Origin of the sequence: Halobacterium yunchengense (genome assembly GCF_037031165.1) — an archaeon.
GTDB classification, from domain to species: domain Archaea; phylum Halobacteriota; class Halobacteria; order Halobacteriales; family Halobacteriaceae; genus Halobacterium; species Halobacterium yunchengense.
Window position 1 is genome coordinate 181,866 of sequence record NZ_JAYEZL010000002.1, and the last position, 20,953, is coordinate 202,818.

General features: G+C 72.7%; 23 protein-coding genes. 13 read left to right on the top strand and 10 right to left on the bottom strand.

Going from position 1 to position 20,953, the window contains the following annotated elements:
• Nucleotides 1-24: 24 nt before the first annotated feature.
• Nucleotides 25-1,479, bottom strand: a complete 1,455-nt coding sequence (gene arcD / locus U5911_RS06090; protein WP_336036064.1) for an arginine/ornithine antiporter ArcD — start codon at nucleotides 1,477-1,479, stop codon at nucleotides 25-27.
• Between the two features lie 249 nt (nucleotides 1,480-1,728).
• Entirely contained in the window at nucleotides 1,729-2,154 is a 426-nt protein-coding gene (locus U5911_RS06095) for an OsmC family protein (protein ID WP_336036065.1), read from the bottom strand.
• A 95-nt stretch (nucleotides 2,155-2,249) separates the two neighbouring features.
• Between U5911_RS06095 and U5911_RS06100 the strand changes: the two genes are divergently transcribed.
• Nucleotides 2,250-3,176, top strand: a complete 927-nt coding sequence (locus U5911_RS06100) for a branched-chain amino acid transaminase (RefSeq protein WP_336036066.1) — start codon at nucleotides 2,250-2,252, stop codon at nucleotides 3,174-3,176.
• Nucleotides 3,177-3,194: 18 nt separating this feature from the next.
• On the opposite strand, the gene U5911_RS06105 is transcribed toward U5911_RS06100, so the two are convergent.
• Complete coding sequence (locus U5911_RS06105) at nucleotides 3,195-3,917, bottom strand: DUF502 domain-containing protein (protein ID WP_336036067.1); 723 nt, start codon at nucleotides 3,915-3,917, stop codon at nucleotides 3,195-3,197.
• A gap of 172 nt (nucleotides 3,918-4,089) precedes the next feature.
• Nucleotides 4,090-4,929: a proline dehydrogenase family protein gene (locus U5911_RS06110; protein ID WP_336036068.1), complete on the bottom strand. Its 840-nt coding sequence runs from the start codon at nucleotides 4,927-4,929 to the stop codon at nucleotides 4,090-4,092.
• A 111-nt stretch (nucleotides 4,930-5,040) separates the two neighbouring features.
• On the opposite strand from U5911_RS06110, the gene U5911_RS06115 reads away from it, so the two are divergent.
• The 7 genes from U5911_RS06115 to U5911_RS06145 all read left to right on the top strand — a co-directional run bounded on the left by U5911_RS06115 (nucleotide 5,041) and on the right by U5911_RS06145 (nucleotide 10,432).
• Nucleotides 5,041-5,586, top strand: coding sequence for a CDP-2,3-bis-(O-geranylgeranyl)-sn-glycerol synthase (locus U5911_RS06115; protein ID WP_336036069.1), 546 nt, complete (start codon nucleotides 5,041-5,043; stop codon nucleotides 5,584-5,586).
• 93 nt (nucleotides 5,587-5,679) lie between these two features.
• Entirely contained in the window at nucleotides 5,680-6,375 is a 696-nt protein-coding gene (locus U5911_RS06120) for a GIDE domain-containing protein (RefSeq protein WP_336036070.1), read from the top strand.
• A 77-nt stretch (nucleotides 6,376-6,452) separates the two neighbouring features.
• Nucleotides 6,453-6,977, top strand: coding sequence for an orotate phosphoribosyltransferase (gene pyrE / locus U5911_RS06125; RefSeq protein ID WP_336036071.1), 525 nt, complete (start codon nucleotides 6,453-6,455; stop codon nucleotides 6,975-6,977).
• 180 nt (nucleotides 6,978-7,157) lie between these two features.
• Nucleotides 7,158-7,871, top strand: a complete 714-nt coding sequence (locus tag U5911_RS06130) for a phosphoribosyltransferase family protein (protein ID WP_336036072.1) — start codon at nucleotides 7,158-7,160, stop codon at nucleotides 7,869-7,871.
• A 159-nt stretch (nucleotides 7,872-8,030) separates the two neighbouring features.
• Nucleotides 8,031-9,467, top strand: a complete 1,437-nt coding sequence (locus U5911_RS06135) for an NCS2 family permease (RefSeq protein WP_336036073.1) — start codon at nucleotides 8,031-8,033, stop codon at nucleotides 9,465-9,467.
• Nucleotides 9,468-9,542: 75 nt separating this feature from the next.
• Nucleotides 9,543-9,788, top strand: coding sequence for a glutaredoxin family protein (locus U5911_RS06140; protein WP_336036074.1), 246 nt, complete (start codon nucleotides 9,543-9,545; stop codon nucleotides 9,786-9,788).
• Between the two features lie 53 nt (nucleotides 9,789-9,841).
• Nucleotides 9,842-10,432: a GNAT family N-acetyltransferase gene (locus U5911_RS06145; RefSeq protein WP_336036075.1), complete on the top strand. Its 591-nt coding sequence runs from the start codon at nucleotides 9,842-9,844 to the stop codon at nucleotides 10,430-10,432.
• 16 nt (nucleotides 10,433-10,448) lie between these two features.
• On the opposite strand, the gene U5911_RS06150 is transcribed toward U5911_RS06145, so the two are convergent.
• Nucleotides 10,449-11,411, bottom strand: coding sequence for a transcriptional regulator (locus tag U5911_RS06150; RefSeq protein WP_336036076.1), 963 nt, complete (start codon nucleotides 11,409-11,411; stop codon nucleotides 10,449-10,451).
• Nucleotides 11,412-11,617: 206 nt separating this feature from the next.
• Between U5911_RS06150 and U5911_RS06155 the strand changes: the two genes are divergently transcribed.
• Both U5911_RS06155 and U5911_RS06160 read left to right on the top strand, forming a co-directional pair.
• On the top strand, nucleotides 11,618-12,880 hold the full coding sequence (locus tag U5911_RS06155) for a tRNA(Ile)(2)-agmatinylcytidine synthase (protein ID WP_336036077.1): 1,263 nt from the start codon (nucleotides 11,618-11,620) through the stop codon (nucleotides 12,878-12,880).
• Nucleotides 12,881-12,956: 76 nt separating this feature from the next.
• On the top strand, nucleotides 12,957-13,166 hold the full coding sequence (locus U5911_RS06160; protein ID WP_336036078.1) for a DUF7511 domain-containing protein: 210 nt from the start codon (nucleotides 12,957-12,959) through the stop codon (nucleotides 13,164-13,166).
• Here the strand turns inward: U5911_RS06160 and U5911_RS06165 are convergent.
• From U5911_RS06165 to U5911_RS06175, 3 genes are read right to left on the bottom strand one after another with little or no spacing between them, the layout of a single operon-like run.
• On the bottom strand, nucleotides 13,163-13,678 hold the full coding sequence (locus U5911_RS06165; RefSeq protein WP_336036079.1) for an NUDIX hydrolase: 516 nt from the start codon (nucleotides 13,676-13,678) through the stop codon (nucleotides 13,163-13,165). The genes U5911_RS06160 and U5911_RS06165 overlap by 4 nt on opposite strands.
• Complete coding sequence (locus U5911_RS06170; protein WP_336036080.1) at nucleotides 13,675-14,757, bottom strand: pyridoxal-phosphate dependent enzyme; 1,083 nt, start codon at nucleotides 14,755-14,757, stop codon at nucleotides 13,675-13,677. Before U5911_RS06170 ends, U5911_RS06165 begins: the two co-directional genes overlap by 4 nt.
• Nucleotides 14,757-15,713, bottom strand: a complete 957-nt coding sequence (locus tag U5911_RS06175) for a succinylglutamate desuccinylase/aspartoacylase family protein (protein ID WP_336036081.1) — start codon at nucleotides 15,711-15,713, stop codon at nucleotides 14,757-14,759. Before U5911_RS06175 ends, U5911_RS06170 begins: the two co-directional genes overlap by 1 nt.
• A 171-nt stretch (nucleotides 15,714-15,884) precedes the next feature.
• On the opposite strand from U5911_RS06175, the gene U5911_RS06180 reads away from it, so the two are divergent.
• Nucleotides 15,885-16,184: a DUF7536 family protein gene (locus U5911_RS06180; protein WP_336036082.1), complete on the top strand. Its 300-nt coding sequence runs from the start codon at nucleotides 15,885-15,887 to the stop codon at nucleotides 16,182-16,184.
• 50 nt (nucleotides 16,185-16,234) lie between these two features.
• Nucleotides 16,235-16,831, top strand: a complete 597-nt coding sequence (locus U5911_RS06185; protein WP_336036083.1) for a hypothetical protein — start codon at nucleotides 16,235-16,237, stop codon at nucleotides 16,829-16,831.
• Between the two features lie 91 nt (nucleotides 16,832-16,922).
• Here the strand turns inward: U5911_RS06185 and U5911_RS06190 are convergent, their stop codons facing one another.
• Nucleotides 16,923-18,116, bottom strand: a complete 1,194-nt coding sequence (locus tag U5911_RS06190) for a potassium channel family protein (protein ID WP_336036084.1) — start codon at nucleotides 18,114-18,116, stop codon at nucleotides 16,923-16,925.
• A gap of 161 nt (nucleotides 18,117-18,277) precedes the next feature.
• Here U5911_RS06190 and citZ point away from each other — a divergent pair, with 161 nt between their 5' ends.
• Entirely contained in the window at nucleotides 18,278-19,414 is a 1,137-nt protein-coding gene (citZ, locus tag U5911_RS06195; RefSeq protein WP_336036085.1) for a citrate synthase, read from the top strand.
• Nucleotides 19,415-19,462: 48 nt separating this feature from the next.
• Here citZ and U5911_RS06200 read toward each other — a convergent pair whose 3' ends face one another.
• Complete coding sequence (locus U5911_RS06200) at nucleotides 19,463-20,764, bottom strand: MATE family efflux transporter (protein ID WP_418771526.1); 1,302 nt, start codon at nucleotides 20,762-20,764, stop codon at nucleotides 19,463-19,465.
• Nucleotides 20,765-20,953: the final 189 nt, after the last annotated feature.

The window sequence follows — 20,953 nt, forward strand, 5'->3', positions numbered from 1 at the left end:
CCCTCGGCGCCGTCTCCACTCCGATTAGTCGTCGGCGACCGCGGCGGCGCCGGCCTCCTGGCGGGTCCGGTCGTAGCCGTGGCCCGTGGCCGCCATCGCGAACAGCACGAGCGGCGAGAGGAACCCGAAGAAGTAGAACGGCAGCCACAGCCACGAGGTGGCGCCGGCGGTGTTCGGGAACAGCACGCCGGTCATGTAGACGGCGCCGGCGTGCCAGGGGAACAGCGGTCCCGTGGGCGTGCCGGCGGCCTCGACGGCCCGCGAGAGGTCGGTCTCGTCGAGGCCGTACTCCTCGTAGAGGCTCCGGAGGCTCATCCCGGGGACGACGATGCTCACGTACTGTTGGGCGGAGAACGCGTTCGTCGCCATCGCGGCGAGGCCGGTGCCGGCGACGAGGCTGCCGGGCGACCAGACGGCGGCGGTGAGGTGGTGGGCGAGCGTCGCGAGCACGCCCGTGCGTTCGAGCAGGCCGCCGAGCGCGAGCGCGGCGACGACGACGGCGATGGTCCACGCGGACCCCGAGATGCCGCCCGTCGACAGCAGGCCGTTCACGAGGTCGCTGCCGGTCTCGGGGCTGGTGCCGTTCAGGAAGACGTCCCACGCAGCGGTGAAGGAGACGCCCTGCGCGGCGACAGTGACGAGCGCGCCGGCGAAGACGCCGGCGACCAGGGCGGGCAGCGGCGGGTAGCCGCGGATCGCGAGGCCGAACGTGACGACCAGCGGCAGGAAGACGACGGGGCCGAGCGCGTACGCCTCGGCGAGGGGATCGCTGATGGCGGCGACGCTCGCGCCGGAGTCGGAGACGGCGACGACGCCGAGGACGGCGTACGCGAGGACGGCGAGGCCGAACGCGAGTGCGGTGCCGGCGCGCATCGCACTGATGTGGTCGTAGAGGCCGCTGTTGGTGACGGCGGCGGCGAGGTTCGTGGTGTCCGAGAGCGGGCTCTGCTTGTCGCCGGCGTACGCGCCGGAGACGATGGCGCCGGCGGTCATCGGCGCGGAGACGCCGAGACCGCTGCCGATGCCGACGAAGGCGACGCCGAGCGTGCCGACGGTGGTCCACGAGGAGCCGATGGCGAACGCGACGACCGCGGAGAGGACGGCGGTCGCCGGCAGGAACACCGTCGGCGAGAGGACGCCGAGGCCGTAGTACATCAGCCCCGGGATGGTGCCGGCGCTGGTCCACGTGGCGATGAGGCCGTAGATGACGAAGAGGATGAGGATGGCCTGCAGGCCCATGCGGAGGCCGGCCGCGGCGGCGTCGTAGACGCCGTCCCAGTCGTAGCCGAGGCGGTAGCGCGCGAACAGGCCGGTGAACGCGATACTCCAGAGGAGGGGGGCGTGCGGCGCGAGGCCGAGGTAGCCGGAGCCGACGCCGAGCGCGGCGACGACGGCGAGCACCGGCACGAGCGCCTCGCGGAGGCTCGGCCGCCGCTCCTCGTCGAGGTCCTCGTAGGTGAGGGGTGCGTAGTCGCTCATCGGGCCAGTGTAATACTCTACGGTAATTAAGCATCTCGATTAAATTATCGTAGGACATTCGTGCCGGTTGTCGGCGACGCCGGCGACGCTCGCCGCCTCCGGCCACTCGCGTGCTCGCGCGACGCTGTACTCGACGGCCGCTGGCGGCCACCGGGCTCTCCACGACGCTGGTAGCTGCCGGCGTCACCGGGCGCCGACTTCGGGGCCGGAGACGCCGACTGGCGCGTCGGGCCGTCGAAGGCCGTCCCGTCAGCGCAGCGCCGCGTCCAGGGTCTTCTCCACGCCGCCGAGCGCCCGCGACACCGGACAGTTCTCCTTGGCCGTCTCGGCGATCGCCTGGAACTCCTCGTCCTCGACGTCCGCGACCGCCACCTCCGTGTCGAGGTGGCTGCGCGTGATCGTCCAGCCGTCGTCGCCCTCCTCGAGGTGGACCGTCGCCGCCGTCTCGACGGCCTCCGGGTCGTAGCCCGCGCGGTCCAGTTCCGCCGCCAGCGCCATCGAGAAACAGCCCGCGTGCGCCGCGCCGACGAGCTCCTCGGGGTTTGTCTCCGCGCCGTCCTCGAACCGCGACCGGAAGTCGTAGGGACCCTCGAACGCGCCGCTGCCCAGCGAGAGACTCCCGTTCCCGCGCGGCAGCGTGCCGTTCCACGTGGCCCGCGCCGTTCGTTCGACCATGGGTGAACGCACCGGGTACGTGTTGGGCTCCTAACCACATCGGTGTTCGGGTCGGACTGGGAAAACTGATTAGTAGGGCCTCCGTTGCCCCGCGTATGGCTAGCTTCGACGAGATGGACGTCGACACCATCTGGATGAACGGGGAGTTCGTCGACTGGGCGGACGCCCAGACCCACGTCCTCACGCACGCGCTCCACTACGGCAGCGGCGTCTTCGAGGGCGTCCGCGCCTACGACACCGACAACGGCCCCGCCATCTTCCGGTGGGACGAACACCTCGACCGCCTCTACGAGTCCTGCAAGCCCTACGACCTCGACATCGAGTACTCCCGCGAGGAACTCACCGACGCCACCGTCGAACTCCTCGACCGACAGGACCTCGCCTCGTGTTACATCCGCCCCATCGCGTACTACGGCTACGACTCCCTCGGCGTCTCCCCGGGCGACTGCCCGACCGACGTCACCATCGCCGCGTGGCCGTGGGGCGCGTACCTCGGCGAGGACGCCCTCGAGAACGGCATCGAGGTGATGGTGTCCTCGTGGCGCAAGCACGCCTCCAGCCAGATCCCCACGAACGCCAAGACCACCGGCCTCTACGTCAACAGCATGCTCGCCGGCGAGGAGGCCCGCCGGAACGGCTTCCGCGAGGCCATCGTCCTCAACAAGGAGGGCGACGTCGCCGAGGGCCCCGGCGAGAACCTCTTCCTCGTCCGCGACGGCGAACTGTACACGCCCGGCCTCTCCGAGAGCATCCTCGACGGCATCACGCGCGACACCGTCATCACCCTCGCCGAGGAGCGCGGCTACACCGTCCACGACAACGTCTCCATCTCCCGGGGCGAACTCAACACCGCCGACGAGCTGTTCTTCACCGGCAGCGCCGCCGAGGTCACGCCCATCCGCAAGGTCGACAACGTCGTGATCGGCGACGGCGACCGCGGCCCCGTCACCGAGGAGCTCCAGTCCGCGTTCTTCGACCTCGTCGAGGCCGGCGAGCGCGAGGAGTGGTTCCACTACGTCTGAGGCCGCCCGCTCGCCGCCTCACTCCCGCTTCGTTTCGTCGGCCGCCCGGCCCGGTTGGTCGCCGTCGACGGTCCGAGTCGATTCGTCGCCGTCGCCGGGTTCGCTCTCGCTCGACTGGCCGCCGTCGCTGGACTCCTCCTCGCTCGACCGGTCGCCGGCGTCCAGGAGCTGGTCGGGGACGTCGCGGCGGTTCTCGCCGAACCCGGCGGACAGCACGCGCGTCAGCGCGTCCTCCGTGCTCTCGGAGGTCTTGATGATGTCCCCGGACTCCACCTCCATCACGAACCCCGAGGTGATGTTCGGCGCCGTCGGCATGAACACGACCTCGCGGCCGTCCTCGGCGGTCTTCCCGGTCTTGAACGCCGTCAGCCGCATCCCCTCCCAGGGCTCGACCTTCACGGGCTCCTGGAACTCGTCGCTCCGCCCCGAGAGCACCGTCTCGACGGCCATCTTCGAGGCGTTGTACACCACGCGGAGCAGGGGCACGCGGTTCATCGCGTCGTCGATCAGGGCCTCGACGATGCCGCCGACGGCCGTCCGCATCAGGTAGCCCACGGAGAACACCAGCAGCACGAACACCACCAGCGCCAGCGCCACCGCGAGCAACGGGTCGTCGACGTTCGTCGTGAGCAGCGCGAACTGCGCGAGGAAGTTGAACAGCCAGTAGATCACGTAGAACGTGACCAGAATCGGCACGAGCACGATGAGCCCGCTGCCGAAGTCCCGCTTCCACGAGGTCATACCGCTACCATCCCAGCGGCGACGTATAGGGATTTCGAGGTTAGGGCGCCGCTCGCCGCCGACTGGCCGTGCCGCCGGCCGTTCGCTGCCCACCGGCCGTGCCGCCGGCCGTTCGCTGCCGACCGGCCGCGCCGCCGGTCGCTCGCTGCCGACCGGCCGCGCCGCCGGTCGCTCACCGCCCGAGGACCGCGCGGAGCGCGAACAGCATGTTCTCCTTGCGCTCCATCGCGCGCCGGTAGAAGTACGAGAACCACTTGTCGCCGTACGGCACGTACTGCCAGACCTCGACGCCGTCTGCCGCCAGTTCGTACTGGGCGTCGTCGCGTACCCCCATCAGCATCTGGACCTCGTAGTCGGTGCCGTACTCCTCGTGGAGGTCGCGGGCCAGCGAGACCATCTCGGGGTCGTGGCTCCCCACCGCGACGCCGCCGTCGAACTCCGCGAACATGTACTCCAGGTAGTCGCGGTACGCCTCGTTCACGCGCGCCTTGTCCTTGTACGCCAGCTCCTTCGGCTCGTCGTACGCGCCCTTCACGAGGCGCACCTTCCCCGGGAGGTCCGCGAGCCGCTCGAGGTCGTCCTCGGTGCGCTTGAGGTTCGCCTGCACGCAGACGCCGACGCCGCCGCCGTACTCCGTCGCCAGCGCCTCGTAGGCGTCCAGCGTCGCGTCCGTCGTCTCGTGGTCCTCCATGTCGATCCACGTGAACACGCCGTGCTCGTCGGCCACCTCGGCGATGGCCGCGACGTTCTCCCTGAACGCGTCCTCGCCGACGTCCAGCCCGATCTGCGAGGGCTTCACGGAGACGCACGCGTCCAGGTCGCTCTCGTCGATGTCACGCACGAGCCCCTCGTAGGCCGCCGCGTCCTCGTCCGCGGGCGCCCGCTCGTCGTAGTGCTCGCCGAGCAGGTTCAGGATGGCGTTGACCCCGCGGTCGTTGAGGGTCTCGACGTGTTCGAGCGCCTCCGCCGGGGACTCGCCCGCGACGAAGTTGCTCGCGATCGGCGGTATCATACCCACGACTGTGGCTGCGCCTCCCTTAAACGGGTCGCCTTCCATGGTCTCCGCCGGCCGCCGTCGCCGGGAACCCACGGGTTTTTGCCCGGGCCGCGACCACGCCAAGCCATGAGTCTGGTAGCGACGGTCGCAACCGCGGTCTGGGCGATGCTGCCCGCGTACGTCCCGAACAACGTCGCGGTGCTCGCGGGCGGCGGTCGGCCCATCGACGGCGGCCGCACGTGGGGCGGGCGTCGCGTCCTCGGCGACGGGAAGACCTGGCGCGGCACCGCGGCCGGCACGCTCGCCGGCGCCGCGCTCGCCGCCGCCCTGAACGCCGGCGAGCCCGCGGTCAGCGGCGCGGTCGGCGTGCCGCTGCCGACGTTCCCGCCGGCCGCGATGGTCGCGCTCCCGTTCGGCGCGATGCTGGGGGACGTCCTCGCGTCGTTCCTGAAGCGCCGCACCGGCCGCGAGCGCGGCGCCGCGTTCCCGCTCGTCGACCAGCTCGACTTCGTCGTCGTGTCCCTGGCGCTGGCCGCCGTCGCCGCTCCCGCGTGGTTCGGCGACGTCTTCACGCTCGACGTGCTCGCCGCCGTGCTCGTGCTCACGCCCGTCCTCCACGTCGCCACGAACGGCATCGCGTACGTCCTCGGGCTGAAGAACGAGCCCTGGTAGGGCGCCGAGACAGTCGATCCGAGCCGATAGCGGGTCGCTAAGACGCCGCTGGCGACTCAATCTTATCACGTCCGGCCGCGAGGACGCTGTCGAATGTCGACGATTGACGCGACGCCGGCGGTCGCGGCCGGCCTGACGGAGGGAGAACTGATCGCGGTGGCGCTGTTCGGGGTCGGCGGCGTGGTCGCCACCTGGTGGGGGGTGCGGACGTTCACCGACGGCTACGAGATCTGGTCGCACGACCCCGTCGACGCCGCCGCGGTCGCGGACGCCGCCGGCGTCGTGGAGGTGACGGGGACCGCGAGACCGCTGGACGAGACGGTCGTCGCGCCGTACACGAACACCGAGTGTCTCGCCCACGAGTACAGGACGCAGGTGGAGGAACGCGACCACGGCGACGAGGACGGCGGCACGGAGTGGCGGACCGTCGAACGGGGCAGCGACGAGGTGCCGTTCGTGGTCACCGACGACTCCGGCAGCGTCGCGGTCGACCCGTCGGGCGCCGAACTCTCGATGGACGACGAGGACCTCGATGACGGGCCGAACCGCCGCCGCACCGAGCGGCGCCTCGACGTCGACGAGACGGTCCACGTCTACGGCCACCGGCGCGACGACGGCCTCGGCGACGAGCCCGTCTACGTCGGGGACGGCGACGCGGTGAACTTCCGCATCGCGGACACCACCGCCGGCCGCGCCGTGGGGCGCCTGCTCGCGAAGGGCGCGGTCGCCCTGGTCGCCGGCGTCGTCTGCTTCGGCATCGCCGGCCTCGTCGCCACCGGCGCCGCGTGACTCGACGCCGGTCGGTGCCGGCCGCGGGGACGGGCAGACCGCACGCCTTTTTGCCGGGCGGCCCGCCGTAGCAGGCAATGACGTCCGACGACCTCGTGCAGTTGCTGCGGGACGCCGACGCCGTCCGGTACGGCGAGTTCGAGCTCTCGCACGGCGGCACCTCGAACTACTACGTGGACAAGTACCGCTTCGAGACGGACCCGGACTGCCTGCGCGCCATCGCCGCGGCGTTCGCCGAGCGCCTGGACGCCGACGACAAGCTCGCCGGCGTCGCGCTCGGCGGCGTGCCGCTGGCCGCCGCGACGGCCGTCCAGGCGGACGTGCCGTACGTCATCGCGCGCAAGGCGGCCAAGGAGTACGGCACCGCGAACCGCATCGAGGGGCCGCTCGCCGACGGCGAGGAGGTCGTCGTCGTCGAGGACGTCGCCACGACCGGCCAGTCCGCCGTGGACGCCGTCGAGGCGCTCCGCGAGGCGGGCGCGGTGGTGGACCGCGCGCTGCTCGTGGTGGACCGCGAGGAGGGCGGCCGCGAGCTGCTCGCCGAGCACGGCGTCGAGATGGAGGCGCTGGTGACAGCCAGCGACCTCCTGGACGCCGAGTAAGCGCGCGTCGCCGCTCGGTCGACGGTGTACAGCCGGTCGGTCGGTGGCGGACCGTCGGTCGGTGGCGGACCGTCGGTCGGTCGACGACCCACTGCCGGCCGCGCCGGTACGCGCGTTCGTGGTTTGTTCGGCCCCGGAACGTTTCGAGGTATTCAAGTTTGTGGAAACGTGCGTATCGGTATGAACCGAGCAGAGAAGGCCGCCCTCCAGCTGCAGGCGGTCGACGTCCTGCGCACGCTGAAGGAGACCCGGACGTACGACGAGCTCTCCGCGGAGACGGGGCTGCCGGCCGGCGACCTGAACCGCTACGTGAACGGCCACGTCCTCCCGAGCGCGGAGCGCGCCCGCGAGGTCGTGCGGGACGCCGGCGCGGACCTCCTGCGGGACGAACTGCACTCCCGGGTCCGCCGCGACGACGAGGGCTACGTCGACAACTCCGGCGTCGTCTTCGACCAGTCGTTCCTCGACCTCGTCGCGCCGGTCGCCGCCGAGACGTTCGCGTTCGACCGCCCGGACGTCGTGCTCACCGCCGCCACCGACGGCATCACGCTCGCCGCCGCGCTCGCCTCGTACTACGGCGCCCGCTGCGCGTACGCCAAGAAGTCCAAGGAGACCGCCGTCGAGGAGTTCATCGAGGCCCGCAAGCGCTTCGAGTCCGGCATCGAGCTCACGTACTACCTCCCCGAGTCCGCCGTCGACGCCGGCGAGACGGTGCTCGTCGTCGACGACCTCATCCGCTCGGGCGAGACCCAGGAGATCCTCCTCGACATCGCGGACGCCGCGGACGCCGACGTCACCGGCGTGTTCACGCTCATCGCGGTCGGCGACGACGGCGTCGAGCGCGCCCGCGAGCTCACGGACGCCCCCGTCGGCGCGCTCGCGGACCTCGACTGACTCCGGCCGCCGGACCGCCCGTCGAGGGCGCCGACGGCCCGGATTCTGTGCACGAACGTGTAACGCTTCTCGCTGGCGTGTCTTCTCTCAAGCACGAACGCCCAACGTGCATAACAACGCTTAAGCCAGACCTGTTTTTATGCTCGAACGTGCATCAAGATGGGGCTCGCTGACTACTTCGCACTCGACGACCACGGCACAGACGTCCGCACCGAAGTGCTCGCCGGCGTGACGACGTTCCTCACGATGTCCTACATCGTCGTCGTCAACCCCGCCATCCTCTCGGAGGCAATCCAGATCGATGGCGTCGGGCCGAACCGGACCTTCCAGATGATCGCCGTCGTGACGCTGCTGAGCGCCGCGGTGGCCACGTTCGTGATGGCCGTCTACGCCAACCGACCGTTCGCGCAAGCGCCCGGCCTCGGCCTGAACGCGTTCTTCGCGTTCACCGTCGTCCTCGGTCTCGGCATCCCCTGGCAGACCGCACTCGCCGCCGTCGTCGTGGAGGGCGTCGTCTTCATCCTCCTGACCGCCGTCGGCGCCCGCGAGTACATCATCAAGCTGTTCCCCGAACCCGTCAAACTCTCCGTCGGCGCCGGCATCGGCCTGTTCCTCGCCATCATCGGCCTCGAGGAGATGCGCGTCGTCGTCGGCGACCCCGCCACCTTCGTCACGTTCAGTCCGGTGTTCGCCAGCGACCCCGTCGCGGTCCTCAGCGTTCTCGGTCTGTTCCTCACGCTCGCGCTCTACGCCCGGAACGTCCCCGGCAGCATCGTCGTCGGCATCGTCCTCACCAGCCTCGCCGGCTACGCCGCCGACGCGCTCGGCTACACCGCCTACCCCGCGGAGACGGCGTCCGAGCTGTACGGCGTCACGCTCGCGGCGCCGATGTCGCTGGCGCCGAACGCCCCCATCACGTACGACGCCGCCAGCTACAACATCGCGCCGCTGGCTGGGTCGTTCGTCACCGGCCTCCAGAACGTCGAGGCCGCGTCGTTCGCGCTCATCGTGTTCACGTTCTTCTTCGTCGACTTCTTCGACACCGCCGGCACCCTCACCGGCGTCGGCCAGGTCGCCGGCTTCCTCGACGAGGACGGCAACCTCCCCGACATCGACAAGCCGCTGATGGCCGACGCGATCGGCACCACCGTCGGCGGCATGCTCGGCACGTCGACGGTCACCACGTACATCGAGTCCGCGACCGGCGTCGAGGAGGGCGGCCGCACGGGCCTCACCGCGCTGGTCGTCGCCGTGCTGTTCCTCGCGAGCCTCGCCGTCGTGCCGCTGGCGGTCGCCGTCCCGACGTACGCCAGCCACCTCGTGCTCGTCGTCGTCGGCGTCATCATGCTCGCGAACGTCGCCGAGGTCGCGTGGGACGACATCACGTACACGGTGCCCGCCGCGATGACCATCCTCGTGATGCCGTTCACGTTCAGCATCGCGTACGGCCTCGCCGCCGGCATCGTCTCCTACCCGCTCGTGAAGGCCGCCGTCGGCGAAGCCGACGAGGTCCACGCCGGCCAGTGGGTGCTCGCCGCGCTGTTCGTCCTCTACTTCTTCGTGCGCACCGGCGGCGTCCTCTCCGGGGCGGTGTAGCGGCCGTCCCCTGTATCCTCGTCGCGTCCCCCTGCATCCCCACCCTTTTGCCGCGCCGCGACCCTACGCGAAGGTATGTCTCTCGAACTGTACACGCTCCCGGGCTGTCCGTACTGCGCGAAAGTCGAGGCGAAACTCGACGACCTCGGCCTCGAGTACGTCGAACACGTGGTCCCGGGCGCGCACAGCCAGCGCGAGGACGTCCGCGAGGTCAGCGGCCAGACCGGCGTCCCCGTGCTCGTCGACACCGAGCACGGCGTCGACGGGATGGCCGAGAGCGACAACATCGTCGCGTACCTCGAGGAGACGTACGGCGGGTAGGCCGCGCCCGGAGGCGTACTGCTAAGTCCGTCGGGGGCCATCCGCCGACACCGATGCACCTCCAGCGACTCCCCGCCGACGAGGCCGCGGTCCGCCGGTTCGTCGAGGACCTCTGGCTGCCGTACCACCGCGAACTCGAGGCCGTCGTCGACGCGCACGGCCTCGCCGACGACGCCGACCTGGTCGCCGAGGAGGTGCCGTTCCGCGTCGACCGACTGGCGTCCGCGGACTACCGGCTCTGGGTCGCCGTCGACGGCGCGGACGCCGACGGCTCGCCAGCCGACGGCGATGCTGCGTCCGGCGACGGCGATGCTGCGTCGGTCGACGTCGACATCGCCGCCGGCGACGGGACGCTCGCCGGCTTCGCGAGCGCGGAGGTCGCCGAGTCGCCGTCCGTCTTCGACCACCCCGACCGCGTCCACCTCGGCGACGTCTACGTGCGCGGGGCCGACCGCGGCACCGGGCTCGCCGTCGACCTCGTCGACCGCGTCGCCGCGTTCGCCCGCGAGCGCGACTGCCGCGAAATCGCTCTCGACGTCGACGTGGACAACGACCGCGCGCTCGCCTTCTACGAGAAACTCGGGTTCGACGCGCTGCGGCGGACGCTGTCGGCTCCGGTCGACGACCTGGGCGGTGGGGACTGACGCGGAGAACAGACGGTCAGGCTTCCTGGACGGTGCCGCGCTCGGTGAGGAGGTCCCGGAGGTCCTCGGAGTCCTCGACGTCCTCCAGCTCCCCGCGCTCGACGATGGCGGTGTCGTCGACGGACTCCCGGCTCGCCTCGTCGACGACGTAGACGGCGCTCGTGTGCGTGATCTCGCCGAGCGAGCTCATGATGCGGGCTCGCTTGACGGCGGCGTCCGTGAACGACGAGTGGCCGGTCAGCAGGCGGTCGGCGCGCGCGGCGTCCTCGCCGACGGCCTTGAACGGCGCGCGCACCGTCGGGTGGACCTCGAAGCCGACGCGCGCGAGCACCGAGAGCACGGGCACGTCCTCGGGGTCGGCCTCGGGGTCCTCGGGCGTCGGGTCGGCGTCCCGGACCTCCTCCGCGCCGTCCATCACGGCGACCGGCGACGTGAGGTCGCCGCCGAACAGCTCCTCGAGCTCCATCGCGACCTCGATGCTGGCGTTCATCCCGTCCTCGTACTTCGAGACGGTGCGCCGGCTGACCCCGAGCTCGCTGGCGAGCTGGCCGAGGCTCAGGTCCTCCTCCTGGCGGCGGTCCGCGAGCACGTCGCCGTCGATGTTCACGTAGAGGCCGCCCGGCGCCGCGTAGATGAGCGGCGGGACGCCGTCCACGAAGAACTCCATGGCGGTGTCCGGGCTGAGCACGGGGACGCCGTGCCGGAAGTACACGACGCCCGGCTTCAGTTCCTCGTCGCGCGTGCGCAGCCCGATGACGATGGGGGTGGCGTCGAGGTACGTGCCGAGGCGGCGCATCTCCGCGCCGGTCGGCGCGTCGAACGCGTCGATGTTCCCCAGGATCTTCACGAGGAGGACGTCCGCCTCGCGGCGCGCGGCCACGTCGAAGCTCTTCGGCCGCGTCGCACACCGGTCGCTCACCGTGAACCCCGCGTCCGCGAGCATCGCGGTGACGTTCTCGATGAGAGCCGACCGTGACATACGACGAGTGTAGCCGACGACGACATATATGCGTTGTGCCGGTAGCCGGCCGCTGCCCCGCGGTTTCGGTCCTTCGGCGGCGCCGTTCCGCGTCGCCGCGGCTCGGCAGGGAGACGGGCCGGATTCGGGAGGCGGTCCGAGAGACGGGCCGGCGACGCGGCGGACCGGAAGCGCGAAAAGCGCCGCACTCGTAGCCGCCGCCACCGATGACGGTCGTCGCCGTCGACGACACCGACTCCCGCGAGCGCGGGATGTGCACGACGTACGCCGCCCGCCTGGTCGCCGAGGAGCTGCGCGACCGCGGCGCGGCCGTCGAGCGCGTGCTGCTCGTCCGCCTCAACCCCGCCGTTGAGTACAAGACGCGCGGGAACGCCGCGCTGGCGGTGCACGCGGACGTCGACCCGCTGGTCGCCCTCGAAGTCGCCACCCGGGTGGTCGGGGACGCCGCGGAGACGGCGGACCCGCGCACGAACCCCGGCGTGGTCGTCGCACCCGACTCCGAGGTCCCGCCCGTGGTCGCGGACTTCGCGCGGCGCGCGCTCCGCGAGCACCTCGACCGCGGCGAGGCCGAGTCGCTGGCGGCCGCCCACGGCTACGAGACGGCGGCGTGGGGGAACGGCCGCGGCGTCGTCGGCGCGCTCGCGGCGGTCGGCGCGTGGGCGGCCTTCGAGGACTGGACGTTCGAGCGCATCGACTACCGCGAGCCCGACCGCTGGGGGACCGACCGCGTCGTCGACGCCGACAGCGTGTTCGCGGCGGCGGACGCCGAGTACCCCGTGGTCTGGGACACCGTCGACCGGGCGGCCGGCGAACTCGTCTGCGTGCCGCACACGCCCGGGCCGATCCTCTACGGCGTCCGCGGCGACGACCCGGACGCGGTCGCGCGCGTCGCGGACGCCATCGACAGCGAACCCGTCCACGCGAGCGAACTGTTCGTGACGAACCAGGGGACGGACGCCCACCTCGCGGACGCGGCGCTCGCCGACGTCGAGGACGGCCGCGCGTACCGCGTGGACGCGACGGTCGCCACCGGCCCGGAGACGCGGCGCGGCGGCCACGTCTTCCTCGCGGTCGCGGACGGCGGCGAGCGCCTCCGCTGTGCGGCGTTCGAGCCGACCAAGCGCTTCCGCGACCGCGTGCGGGCGCTCCGGCCGGGCGACCGCGTGACCGTCTGCGGCGAGGTCGCCGACGGCACCCTGAAACTGGAGAAGTTCGCGGTCCGCGACCTCGACACCACCGAGCGCGTCGTGCCGACGTGTCCCGACTGCGGGACGTCCATGGAGAGCGCGGGCGCCGGCCAGGGCTACCGCTGCCGGGACTGCGACACCACCGAACCCGGGAAGGTCGAGCGCGACCTCGACAGGGACCTCGAACGCGGCTGGTACGAGGTCCCGCCGCGCGCCCGCCGCCACGTCGCGAAGCCGCTGGTGCGCGGCGACTGGGACGCGCCCGTCCACCCGGAGCGGTGAGGCCGGACTTCCGGTGATTGTCACGGGCTGGCAATCAGCCACAAGACTTTCTTCGCGAATCCGCATACGCGCACCTATGCGCCGCGACAGCCGCAGCCGCGACGACGGTGCCCGCGAGCCGACCACGAGCAGCGACGCCGTCGGACGCCTCGCCTGTCGCGTCGAGGACGGCGACGACGGCGCCACGGTCACCCTCTTCCCGGCCGGCGCCGACGCCGCGGACCTCGTCACGCACTGGATGACCGCCGACGCCGACGACGCGGTGTCGCTGGCGGACTGCCGCTAGTCCAGCAGCGCAGCGACCGCGGCGTCGACGCGCCGCGGGACGTGCGGCCGCACCGCTCGCTCCTCTACCGCCTCGCGGTCGACCCACTCCACGGCCGCCGCGTCCGACCCCGCGACCGGCGTCCCCGTCGCGTCCGCGGCGGCCGCCGCGTACCCCACCGAGAGCGCGTGCTTCTCGCCGACCGGTTCGAGCTGGGTCACCTCTAGGAGCACGAGGTCGGCGGGGTCGACGGCCAGCCCGGTCTCCTCGCGGAGCTCGCGCGCCGCGGCGACGCGGGGCTCCTCCTCGACCTCGAGGTGGCCGGCCGGCGTCGACCACTCGCCCCGCCAGGGCTCGACGCCGCGCCGCACGAGCAGCACGCGCCCGGTCCCGTCGACCACGGACACTCCCGCGACCGGGACCGGATTCCGGAACTCCGGTCGCTCGCAGGCCGGACACCACTTCCGCCGGCGGCCGTCGACGCGACGCTCGCCGAGCTCGGTGCCGCAGCGCGGACAGAACTCGGGGATCATCGCTTCAGCCCGCTGCCCGTGAGCGCGACGACCACGTCCTCGCCGGGGTCGATTGCGCCGCGCTCGCGGTACGCGTCGAGGCCGGCGGCGGCCACCGCGCTCGTCGGCTCCACGTAGAAGCCGCGCTCGTGGAGGTCGCCGAGCGCCGCCTCGGTCGCGTCGGCCCCGACGGCGACCGCGTCGCCGTCCGTCGCCGCGACCGCGTCCAGGAGCTGGTCCAGTCGGGCTGGCTCGCGGATCTGGATGCCGTCGGCGACGTCGTTCGTGCCCGCCGCGTCGGCGTCGTGGAGTTCCGCGACGACCGGCGCGACGCCGGCGGCCTGCACGCCGTACAGCCGCGGCACCGCGTCCGTCCAGCCGGCCGCCTCGAGCGCGCGGAAGCCGCGGTACGCGCCGAGGAACAGCGTGCCGTGGCCGAGCGGCAGCACCACCGCGTCGGGCGCCGTCCAGCCGCGCTGGGCGGCCACCTCGAACGCGAACGTCGACGTGCCGGCGTAGAACGCGGGGTTCCACGCGTGGCTCGCGTACCACGCGTCCCCGCCCACGGCCTCGGCGACGCAGGCGTCCGTGACGTCCCGTCTGCTGCCCGCGACGCGGACGGGCGTCGCGCCCGCCGCCTCGATGGCGTCGAGCTTCGACTGCTTGGCGTCCGCCGGCACGTAGATCTCGGCGTCGACGCCCGCTCGCGCCGCGTACTGCGCGATGGCCGCGCCGGCGTTCCCCGAGGAGTCCTCGACGACGCGGTCGACGCCCAGTTCCGCCGCCCGCGAGAGCGTCAGCGCGGCGCCGCGGTCCTTGTAGCTCCCGGACGGGAACACGTAGTCGAGTTTGAACGCGGCGTCCCAGTGCGGCGCGTCGGTCAGCGGCGTCCACCCCTCGCCGAGGGTCACCTCGCGGCCGACCGGCAGGAACGCCGCGAACGCCCACAGGCCCGCGCCGCGGTCCGCGGCCGGCTCGCTCGACTCGGGGAGCGGCCGCTCGGCGAAGTCCAGCGCGTGCCCGCACTCGCAGCGCCACGGCTCGTCCGGGCCGGCCTCGTACGTGCGGCCGCAGGAACGGCACTCGAGGTCCGTCGGCATCAGTACGAGTCGACGTCCGTGCCCACCGAGCAGACGTACTCGCCGGTCGCGACCTGCGGCAGGCGGCGCGTCCGCCAGAAGACGCCGTCGTTGTCCGCGGTGACGGTGGCCTTCAGCGTGCCGAAGACGTCGGTCACCTCGAAGAGGGTCTCGCCGGCCGAGACCTCGTCGCCGAGGTCGCGCTGGAACTTCACGAGGCCGCCGACGGGGGAGCCGTAGCGGTCGAAGTCCTTCGCGCGCGTCTGCCGCTCGGTCTCCACGTCGCCGTCGAGGAAGCCGTAGTACCGGAGGACGTTGAAGACGCCGTCGACGCCGTACCGGATGGACTCCTCGTCGAACCCGACGCTGCCGCCGAGCTCGGGGTCGACGGTGGGGACGCCCTCGTCCGGGCCGGCGCGCGCGAGCTGGCCCTCCGGCCCCTTCTGGTCGAGGACGTGCCCGCAGCCGAACACCTTCGCGAGCTCGAGGCAGTCGTCGTGCAGGCGGTGGTGGCGGCCGCAGCGCACGCGCACCTCGTTGAGCATCCGGGACGTCGACCCCTGGTGGAGGTCGAGGACGAGGTCGGCGTCCTTCGCGGCGGAGAACGTCGCGTGCGCGATGCGCTCCGAGGACGACCCGTTCGCGCTCCCCGGGTACGCGCGGTTGAGCTTCGTGTCGTCGATGGGGTTGCGGTGTTCGGCGACCTGGAACGCGTGGAAGTTCGTGACGCCGACGACGAGCACCTCGCCGGCGAGTTCGGCGGGGTCGAGCTGGGGGACGACGCGGCGGAGGACGCCGACGCCGTTGAGCTCGTCGCCGTCGCTTGCGGCCTGCACGTACAGCGTCTTCCCGTCCCGCTGGCCGTTCACCACGGCGACGGGGAGACCGACTGCGGTACCGTCCCGCGTCTCGCCGACGGTGAGCCGGCCCGTGTCGAACTCCCCGGGCGCGGCGGACGCGGTGCCGAGCGTGGTCATTACCAGTAGGGCACGCACGCGACGCCTTGAGCGGTTCGGTCCGGGAGAGACGGCGAGCAGTCGGTCCGACCGGGACGGCAGGGGGGCCGACAGGTGGGGGGAGACGGCGAGCAGTCGGCCCGGGCGGGACGAACCGACGCCGCTTTGGGCCGGGCCGCCGAAGCCCCGGGCATGTCAGAGTCGTCCGGGCGGCCGGCAGACGGCGCCGCCGACGCGTCCAGCGACCGGTCGGGCGTCGACGCGCTCGTCGCGGCCCTCGACGTGCCGAGGCAGGCCAGGCGCGGGTTCCTCGTCGGCCTGCTGGCCGCCGCGGGGACGTACTACTTCTTCGTCGTGGCGTCGGGCGGGTCGCCATACTCCACGCCGTACCTGGTCGCGCTGGCGCTGGTGCTGGCGTTCACCACGGGGCTGCTGGCGACGCTCGTGTTGACGGTGGTCGCGGCCTACCGGCTGTCCCGCGACCTCGAGTAGTTGGATTCCCGAAGAAACCCTCTTGGGGGCGGGCGTGCTCGCTCAGGGGGATGGCCGACGACGAGTTCCCGACGCGCCTCGCCGCGTTCACCGGGGACGACGACGGCGACGCGGCCGGACTGCCGTCGCCGGGCGCCGTGGTCGCGGGCGTGCTCGCTCCGCTGCGGGGCGCCGACCAGTCCCGGGGCGGCGGGCGCTTCGAGGTCGCCGACACCGACCACGCCGCGAAGCGGTACGCGTTCGCGGCGCCGGTCTCGTTCGCTGGCGCGGACTGCACTGCCCGCCTCGACGTCCGCCGCGAGGACGGCTACGTGTACGCCCGCCACGCCGTCCTGCCGCCGGACCGCGGCGGACTGCTGTCGCGGGTCCGCGGCGCGCCCGCCGGGTACGCGGCGCTGGACGTCGACGCCGACCGCGCGTCGCGGCTCGCCGAGCGGCGGCGCCGCGTCGTCGCCGACGGAGTGGACTCCCGGGTGGTGACGGCGCGGCTGACCGACGACCCGGTCGGGTTCGAGCTCCGGCTGGAGACCGCCGAGACCGCCGTGCTCACGGTCTCCGGCTACGGGAGCGGCCGCGACTACCTCCAGGTGCCGCTGCCCGACCTCGCGCTGCGCGCGGTTGCCGCGGAACGCGACGCGCTCCGGTAGGGCCGCGAGCACGCGAGACGGCGTCTGCGGCAGCCCGGGTGGCCCGCGGCGCGGTCGGGCGGCGAGGAGTGCGCGCGGACGCGCGGCGCGGTCAGGCGGCGAGCAGGGCGCGCAGCCGGTCGGCGCTCGCGCGCGTCCCCTTCGCGAGCAGCACGTCGCCGGCCGCGACGGCGGTCGCCGGGCCGGGCTGGACGACCCACTCGTCGGCGTCCGCGTCCGGCCGCCGCACCGCGATGACGCGCATCCCCGTCTCGGTCGCCACCTCGCGGCCGCCGAGGGTGGCGCCGTCGAGGGCGCTCCCCGCCTCGACGGTCTCGCGGACGATGACCTCGTCGGACTCCTCGACGGCCGCCTGCACGACGACGTGGGTGTCGAGGCCGCGCAGCACGCCCTCGCTGATCTCGACGGCGGCGTCGCTGATGACCTCCGTCGCGGTCGCGATGTGGACGAGGCCGCGCAGCGAGACGGGGTCGGCGACGCGGCCCGCCGCGCGCAGCGTCCACGCCTCGAAGCGGGACTTCAGGGCGTCGACCTCCGCCTCCAGTTCGACGACCTCAGCGGCGAGGTCCGCGGAGTCGAACAGCACGGACCCGTACGCGAGGTCGACGGACAGCTCGCTCATGTTCTTCATCGTCACGACCGAGTCGACCGCGCGCTCCAGGTCGTCGATGGTCGACTCCGGGACGTCCGGCGGCTCGTAGGCGTCGCCGGTCGCGGCCTCGTAGACGTCGCCGATGTGCTCCTCGGGGCCGCGCAGCAGGAGGACGTCGCCCGCGCGGAGGTCGGTGTCGCGGTCGGGGTTGAGGAGCCAGTCGCCGCCGCGGCGCACCGCGAGCACGCGCACGCCCGTCTCGGTCTCGAGGTTGACGTCGAGGAGCGTGCGGCCGGCGTACGCGGAGTCGGCGGCGAGCTCCGCGCGCACCAGCGACTCGACGGCGTCCGGGAGCGCGCCCCGGACGGCGTCCGGCACGCCGATGTCCTCGAGGACGACCTTCGCGATGTCGCCGGCCGCGTCGCTGATCTTCTCGGCGGCGCCGACGACCCCCAGGACGGGCGCCAGCGCCTCCGCGTCCTCCGGGCTGCGCGCCGCCAGCAGGAGGCTCATGCGCGCCCGGAGCTGGAGGACGTCCATGCGCTCCTCGAGCGCCAGGACCTCCGCGGCCACGTCGTCGCTGCCGTGGAGGACCGCCGAGTACGAGAGGTCGATGAGGAGCTCGGCGGTGTCTTTCATCTCCGCGAGGAGGTCCTTGACGCTCGCGGGCTCGTACTCCACGCGGCCGCTCATGGCTCGGCGTTCGCTCCCGGTGCCGAAAAACGTTCGCGTCGCCCCGCGCTCGCCGCGGCGGCGACTGATCGTCGCCGAATCCGCTCCGTCGGCGTGAAACGGACGGTCGACCGTGAAGGAAACCGACACCCATTAGGTGGAACCGTGGTGAATCGTCGGGTATGGCCGACGAACTCAAGAAGGGGCTCGAGGGCGTGCTCGTCGCCGAGTCCGAACTGAGCTACATCGACGGCGACGCCGGCAAGCTCGTCTACCGCGGGTACACTATCGAGGACCTCGCGCGCGGTGCGAGCTACGAGGAGGTCCTCTACCTGCTGTGGCACGGCCGCCTCCCGGACCGCGAGGAGCTGGCGGCGTTCCGCGACGACATGGCCGGCCACCGCGAGCTCCACGACGACGTCTCCGCCCTCGTCGCCGACCTCGCCGCCGCCGACGAGGACCCGATGGCGGCCGTCCGCACCGCGGTCTCGGAGCTGTCCGCGTTCGACGGCGACGGGGACGCCGACCCCACGGACCGCGAGGCGAACCTCCGGAAGGGCAAGCGCATCACCGCGAAGGTCCCGACCATCGTCGCGGCGTTCGCGCGCCTCCGGGAGGGCGACGACCCCGTCGAGCCGCGCGAGGACCTCGACCACGCCGCGAACTTCCTCTACATGCTGAACGGCGAGGAGCCCGACGACGTGCTCGCCGACGTCTTCGACCAGGCGCTCGTGCTCCACGCCGACCACGGCCTGAACGCGTCGACGTTCTCCGCGATGGTCACCGCCTCGACGCTCGCGGACCTCCACGCCGCCGTCACGTCCGCGGTCGGCACCCTCTCGGGGAGCCTGCACGGCGGCGCGAACGCGAACGTCATGCGGATGCTCCAGGAGATCGACGACAGCGACCGCGACCCCGTCGAGTGGGTCCGGCACGCCCTCGACGAGGGCGAGCGCGTCGCCGGGTTCGGCCACCGCGTCTACAACGTCAAGGACCCGCGCGCGAAGATCCTCGGCGAGCAGAGCGAGGACCTCGGGGAGGCCGCCGGCGACACGAAGTGGTACGAGATGAGCGTCGCCATCGAGGAGTTCATGGCCGACGAGAAGGGCCTCGCGCCGAACGTCGACTTCTACTCGGCGTCGACGTACTACCAGATGGGCATCCCCGTCGACGTCTACACGCCCATCTTCGCGATGAGCCGCGTCGGCGGCTGGATCGCCCACGTCCTCGAACAGTACGGGGACAACCGGCTCATCCGGCCGCGGGCGCGGTACGTCGGCGAGGAAGACCGCGAGTTCGTGCCGCTGGACGAGCGGTAGACGGGTCGTTCCTTCTCGGCGCCCGGCCGTCGGCGGGGGTTTCGGTTCTCAGGCGTCGGCGCGTTCGGCCATCATGCCGGCGGCGCGGCCGGCCCAGTCGCTGCGCCGGAAGCCCGCGGCGACCACGCCGGCCATCCAGACGTTCGACAGCGCGACCGCCCAGTACGCGGCGGTGGCGCCCCAGCCGAGCGCGACGCCGGCGACGTACGAGAACCCGACGAGGACGCCGAGCATGCCGGTGGCGCGCGCGGCGAACGGCACCCTGGTCTCGCTGGCGCCCTGGAGCGCGCCGGAGAGCGCGACGAACGCGGCGAGGAACGGCGCGCTGAGGCCGTAGGCGCGCGCGAACCCGACGCCGTGGCGGACCGTCTCCGGGTCGTCGGTGAGCAAGGCGACGAGCGGGCGCGCGAACGCCGCGAGCAGCACGCCGACGGCGCCGACGGACAGCACGCCGAGCGCGGCGACCGCCCACCCCTCGAAGCGCGCGGTCCCGGGGTCGCCGTCGCCGAGCGCCTGCCCGACGACGACGTTCGCGGCGACGCTGTACCCCCTGGACAGGGGGCCGGTGACCTGCTGGTAGGCGCGGCGGCCGATCTGGAAGGCGGCGTTGACGGTCGTGCCGAACGACAGCAGGATGGCGTTGAACGGGAACTCCGCGAGCTCGGAGACGCCGCCCTCCGCGACTTTCGGGCCGCTGACGACGAGCAGCTGCTTCGCGACCACCGCGGACTGCGGGCGCGCGTAGCCGGCGTCCGTGTACGGGGAAGCGACGGCGGCGGCGAGCGCGACGCCCGTGAAGAGGTTGGCGGCGGCGGTGGCGGCGCCGACGCCGACGACGCCGAGCTCGGGGAGGCCGAAGTAGCCGAGGCCGAGGCCGACGCTCCCGAGGATGTTCCCCGTGTTCGCGACGGCGTTGACGTACATCGGCGTGCGGGTGTCGCCGGTGCCCTGGAGGACGCGCGCGGCGACGAGCGCGACCATGCGCCCGGGCGCCGTGAGCAGGACGACGCCGAGGTAGGCGCCGCCGAGCGCGACCACCTCCGGGTCGGCGCCGAGCAGGCGGATGGCCGCGGGCCCGTAGAGGACCCCGAGGACGGCGAACGGGACGCCGCCGAGCGCGGCGAGGAGGACCGCCTGCGCGCTGGCCTCGTTCCGGGTGGCGGTGGCGCCGCGGCCGGTGTCCTGGCTGGAGAGGCTGATGGCGCCGCCGCCGAGACCGAGGCCGACCCGGAGCGGGAAGCGCGCGAAGAGGTCCGCGAGGCCGACCGCGACGACGGCCGCCGGCGAGATGGCGGCGGTGACGACGACGTCGACGGTGCGCATCAGCGTGCGCAGCGTCTGCTCGGCCATCACCGGCCACGCGAGCGCGAACACCCGCCGCCAGACCGCGCGGAGTCGGGAGCGCACACGTGACGCTCGCAGCGGCACCGAAAGGGCGTGTCGGTACCGCGTGCGGGTTGCCGTGACCGCGCGGGCGGCCGGCGGCGGCGTCGCCGCGCCCGCCGCCACTTTCACTTTCACCGCGCTTTGGTCGGTTTT

Bases quoted from the DNA above. Each gene is read 5' to 3' on its own strand.
- U5911_RS06140 (WP_336036074.1), top strand. From the start codon at position 9,543: ATGTCTCTCGAACTGTACACGCTCCCGGGCTGTCCGTACTGCGCGAAA.
- U5911_RS06155 (WP_336036077.1), top strand. From the start codon at position 11,618: ATGACGGTCGTCGCCGTCGACGACACCGACTCCCGCGAGCGCGGGATG.
- U5911_RS06185 (WP_336036083.1), top strand. From the start codon at position 16,235: ATGGCCGACGACGAGTTCCCGACGCGCCTCGCCGCGTTCACCGGGGAC.
- U5911_RS06105 (WP_336036067.1), bottom strand. From the start codon at position 3,917: ATGACCTCGTGGAAGCGGGACTTCGGCAGCGGGCTCATCGTGCTCGTG.
- U5911_RS06115 (WP_336036069.1), top strand. From the start codon at position 5,041: ATGAGTCTGGTAGCGACGGTCGCAACCGCGGTCTGGGCGATGCTGCCC.
- citZ (WP_336036085.1), top strand. From the start codon at position 18,278: ATGGCCGACGAACTCAAGAAGGGGCTCGAGGGCGTGCTCGTCGCCGAG.
- U5911_RS06120 (WP_336036070.1), top strand. From the start codon at position 5,680: ATGTCGACGATTGACGCGACGCCGGCGGTCGCGGCCGGCCTGACGGAG.
- U5911_RS06130 (WP_336036072.1), top strand. From the start codon at position 7,158: ATGAACCGAGCAGAGAAGGCCGCCCTCCAGCTGCAGGCGGTCGACGTC.
- U5911_RS06190 (WP_336036084.1), bottom strand. From the start codon at position 18,116: ATGAGCGGCCGCGTGGAGTACGAGCCCGCGAGCGTCAAGGACCTCCTC.
- U5911_RS06160 (WP_336036078.1), top strand. From the start codon at position 12,957: ATGCGCCGCGACAGCCGCAGCCGCGACGACGGTGCCCGCGAGCCGACC.
- U5911_RS06170 (WP_336036080.1), bottom strand. From the start codon at position 14,757: ATGCCGACGGACCTCGAGTGCCGTTCCTGCGGCCGCACGTACGAGGCC.
- U5911_RS06180 (WP_336036082.1), top strand. From the start codon at position 15,885: ATGTCAGAGTCGTCCGGGCGGCCGGCAGACGGCGCCGCCGACGCGTCC.
- U5911_RS06200 (WP_418771526.1), bottom strand. From the start codon at position 20,764: ATGGCCGAGCAGACGCTGCGCACGCTGATGCGCACCGTCGACGTCGTC.
- U5911_RS06110 (WP_336036068.1), bottom strand. From the start codon at position 4,929: ATGATACCGCCGATCGCGAGCAACTTCGTCGCGGGCGAGTCCCCGGCG.
- U5911_RS06135 (WP_336036073.1), top strand. From the start codon at position 8,031: ATGGGGCTCGCTGACTACTTCGCACTCGACGACCACGGCACAGACGTC.
- U5911_RS06175 (WP_336036081.1), bottom strand. From the start codon at position 15,713: ATGACCACGCTCGGCACCGCGTCCGCCGCGCCCGGGGAGTTCGACACG.
- U5911_RS06165 (WP_336036079.1), bottom strand. From the start codon at position 13,678: ATGATCCCCGAGTTCTGTCCGCGCTGCGGCACCGAGCTCGGCGAGCGT.
- U5911_RS06145 (WP_336036075.1), top strand. From the start codon at position 9,842: ATGCACCTCCAGCGACTCCCCGCCGACGAGGCCGCGGTCCGCCGGTTC.
- U5911_RS06100 (WP_336036066.1), top strand. From the start codon at position 2,250: ATGGCTAGCTTCGACGAGATGGACGTCGACACCATCTGGATGAACGGG.
- pyrE (WP_336036071.1), top strand. From the start codon at position 6,453: ATGACGTCCGACGACCTCGTGCAGTTGCTGCGGGACGCCGACGCCGTC.
- U5911_RS06095 (WP_336036065.1), bottom strand. From the start codon at position 2,154: ATGGTCGAACGAACGGCGCGGGCCACGTGGAACGGCACGCTGCCGCGC.
- U5911_RS06150 (WP_336036076.1), bottom strand. From the start codon at position 11,411: ATGTCACGGTCGGCTCTCATCGAGAACGTCACCGCGATGCTCGCGGAC.
- arcD (WP_336036064.1), bottom strand. From the start codon at position 1,479: ATGAGCGACTACGCACCCCTCACCTACGAGGACCTCGACGAGGAGCGG.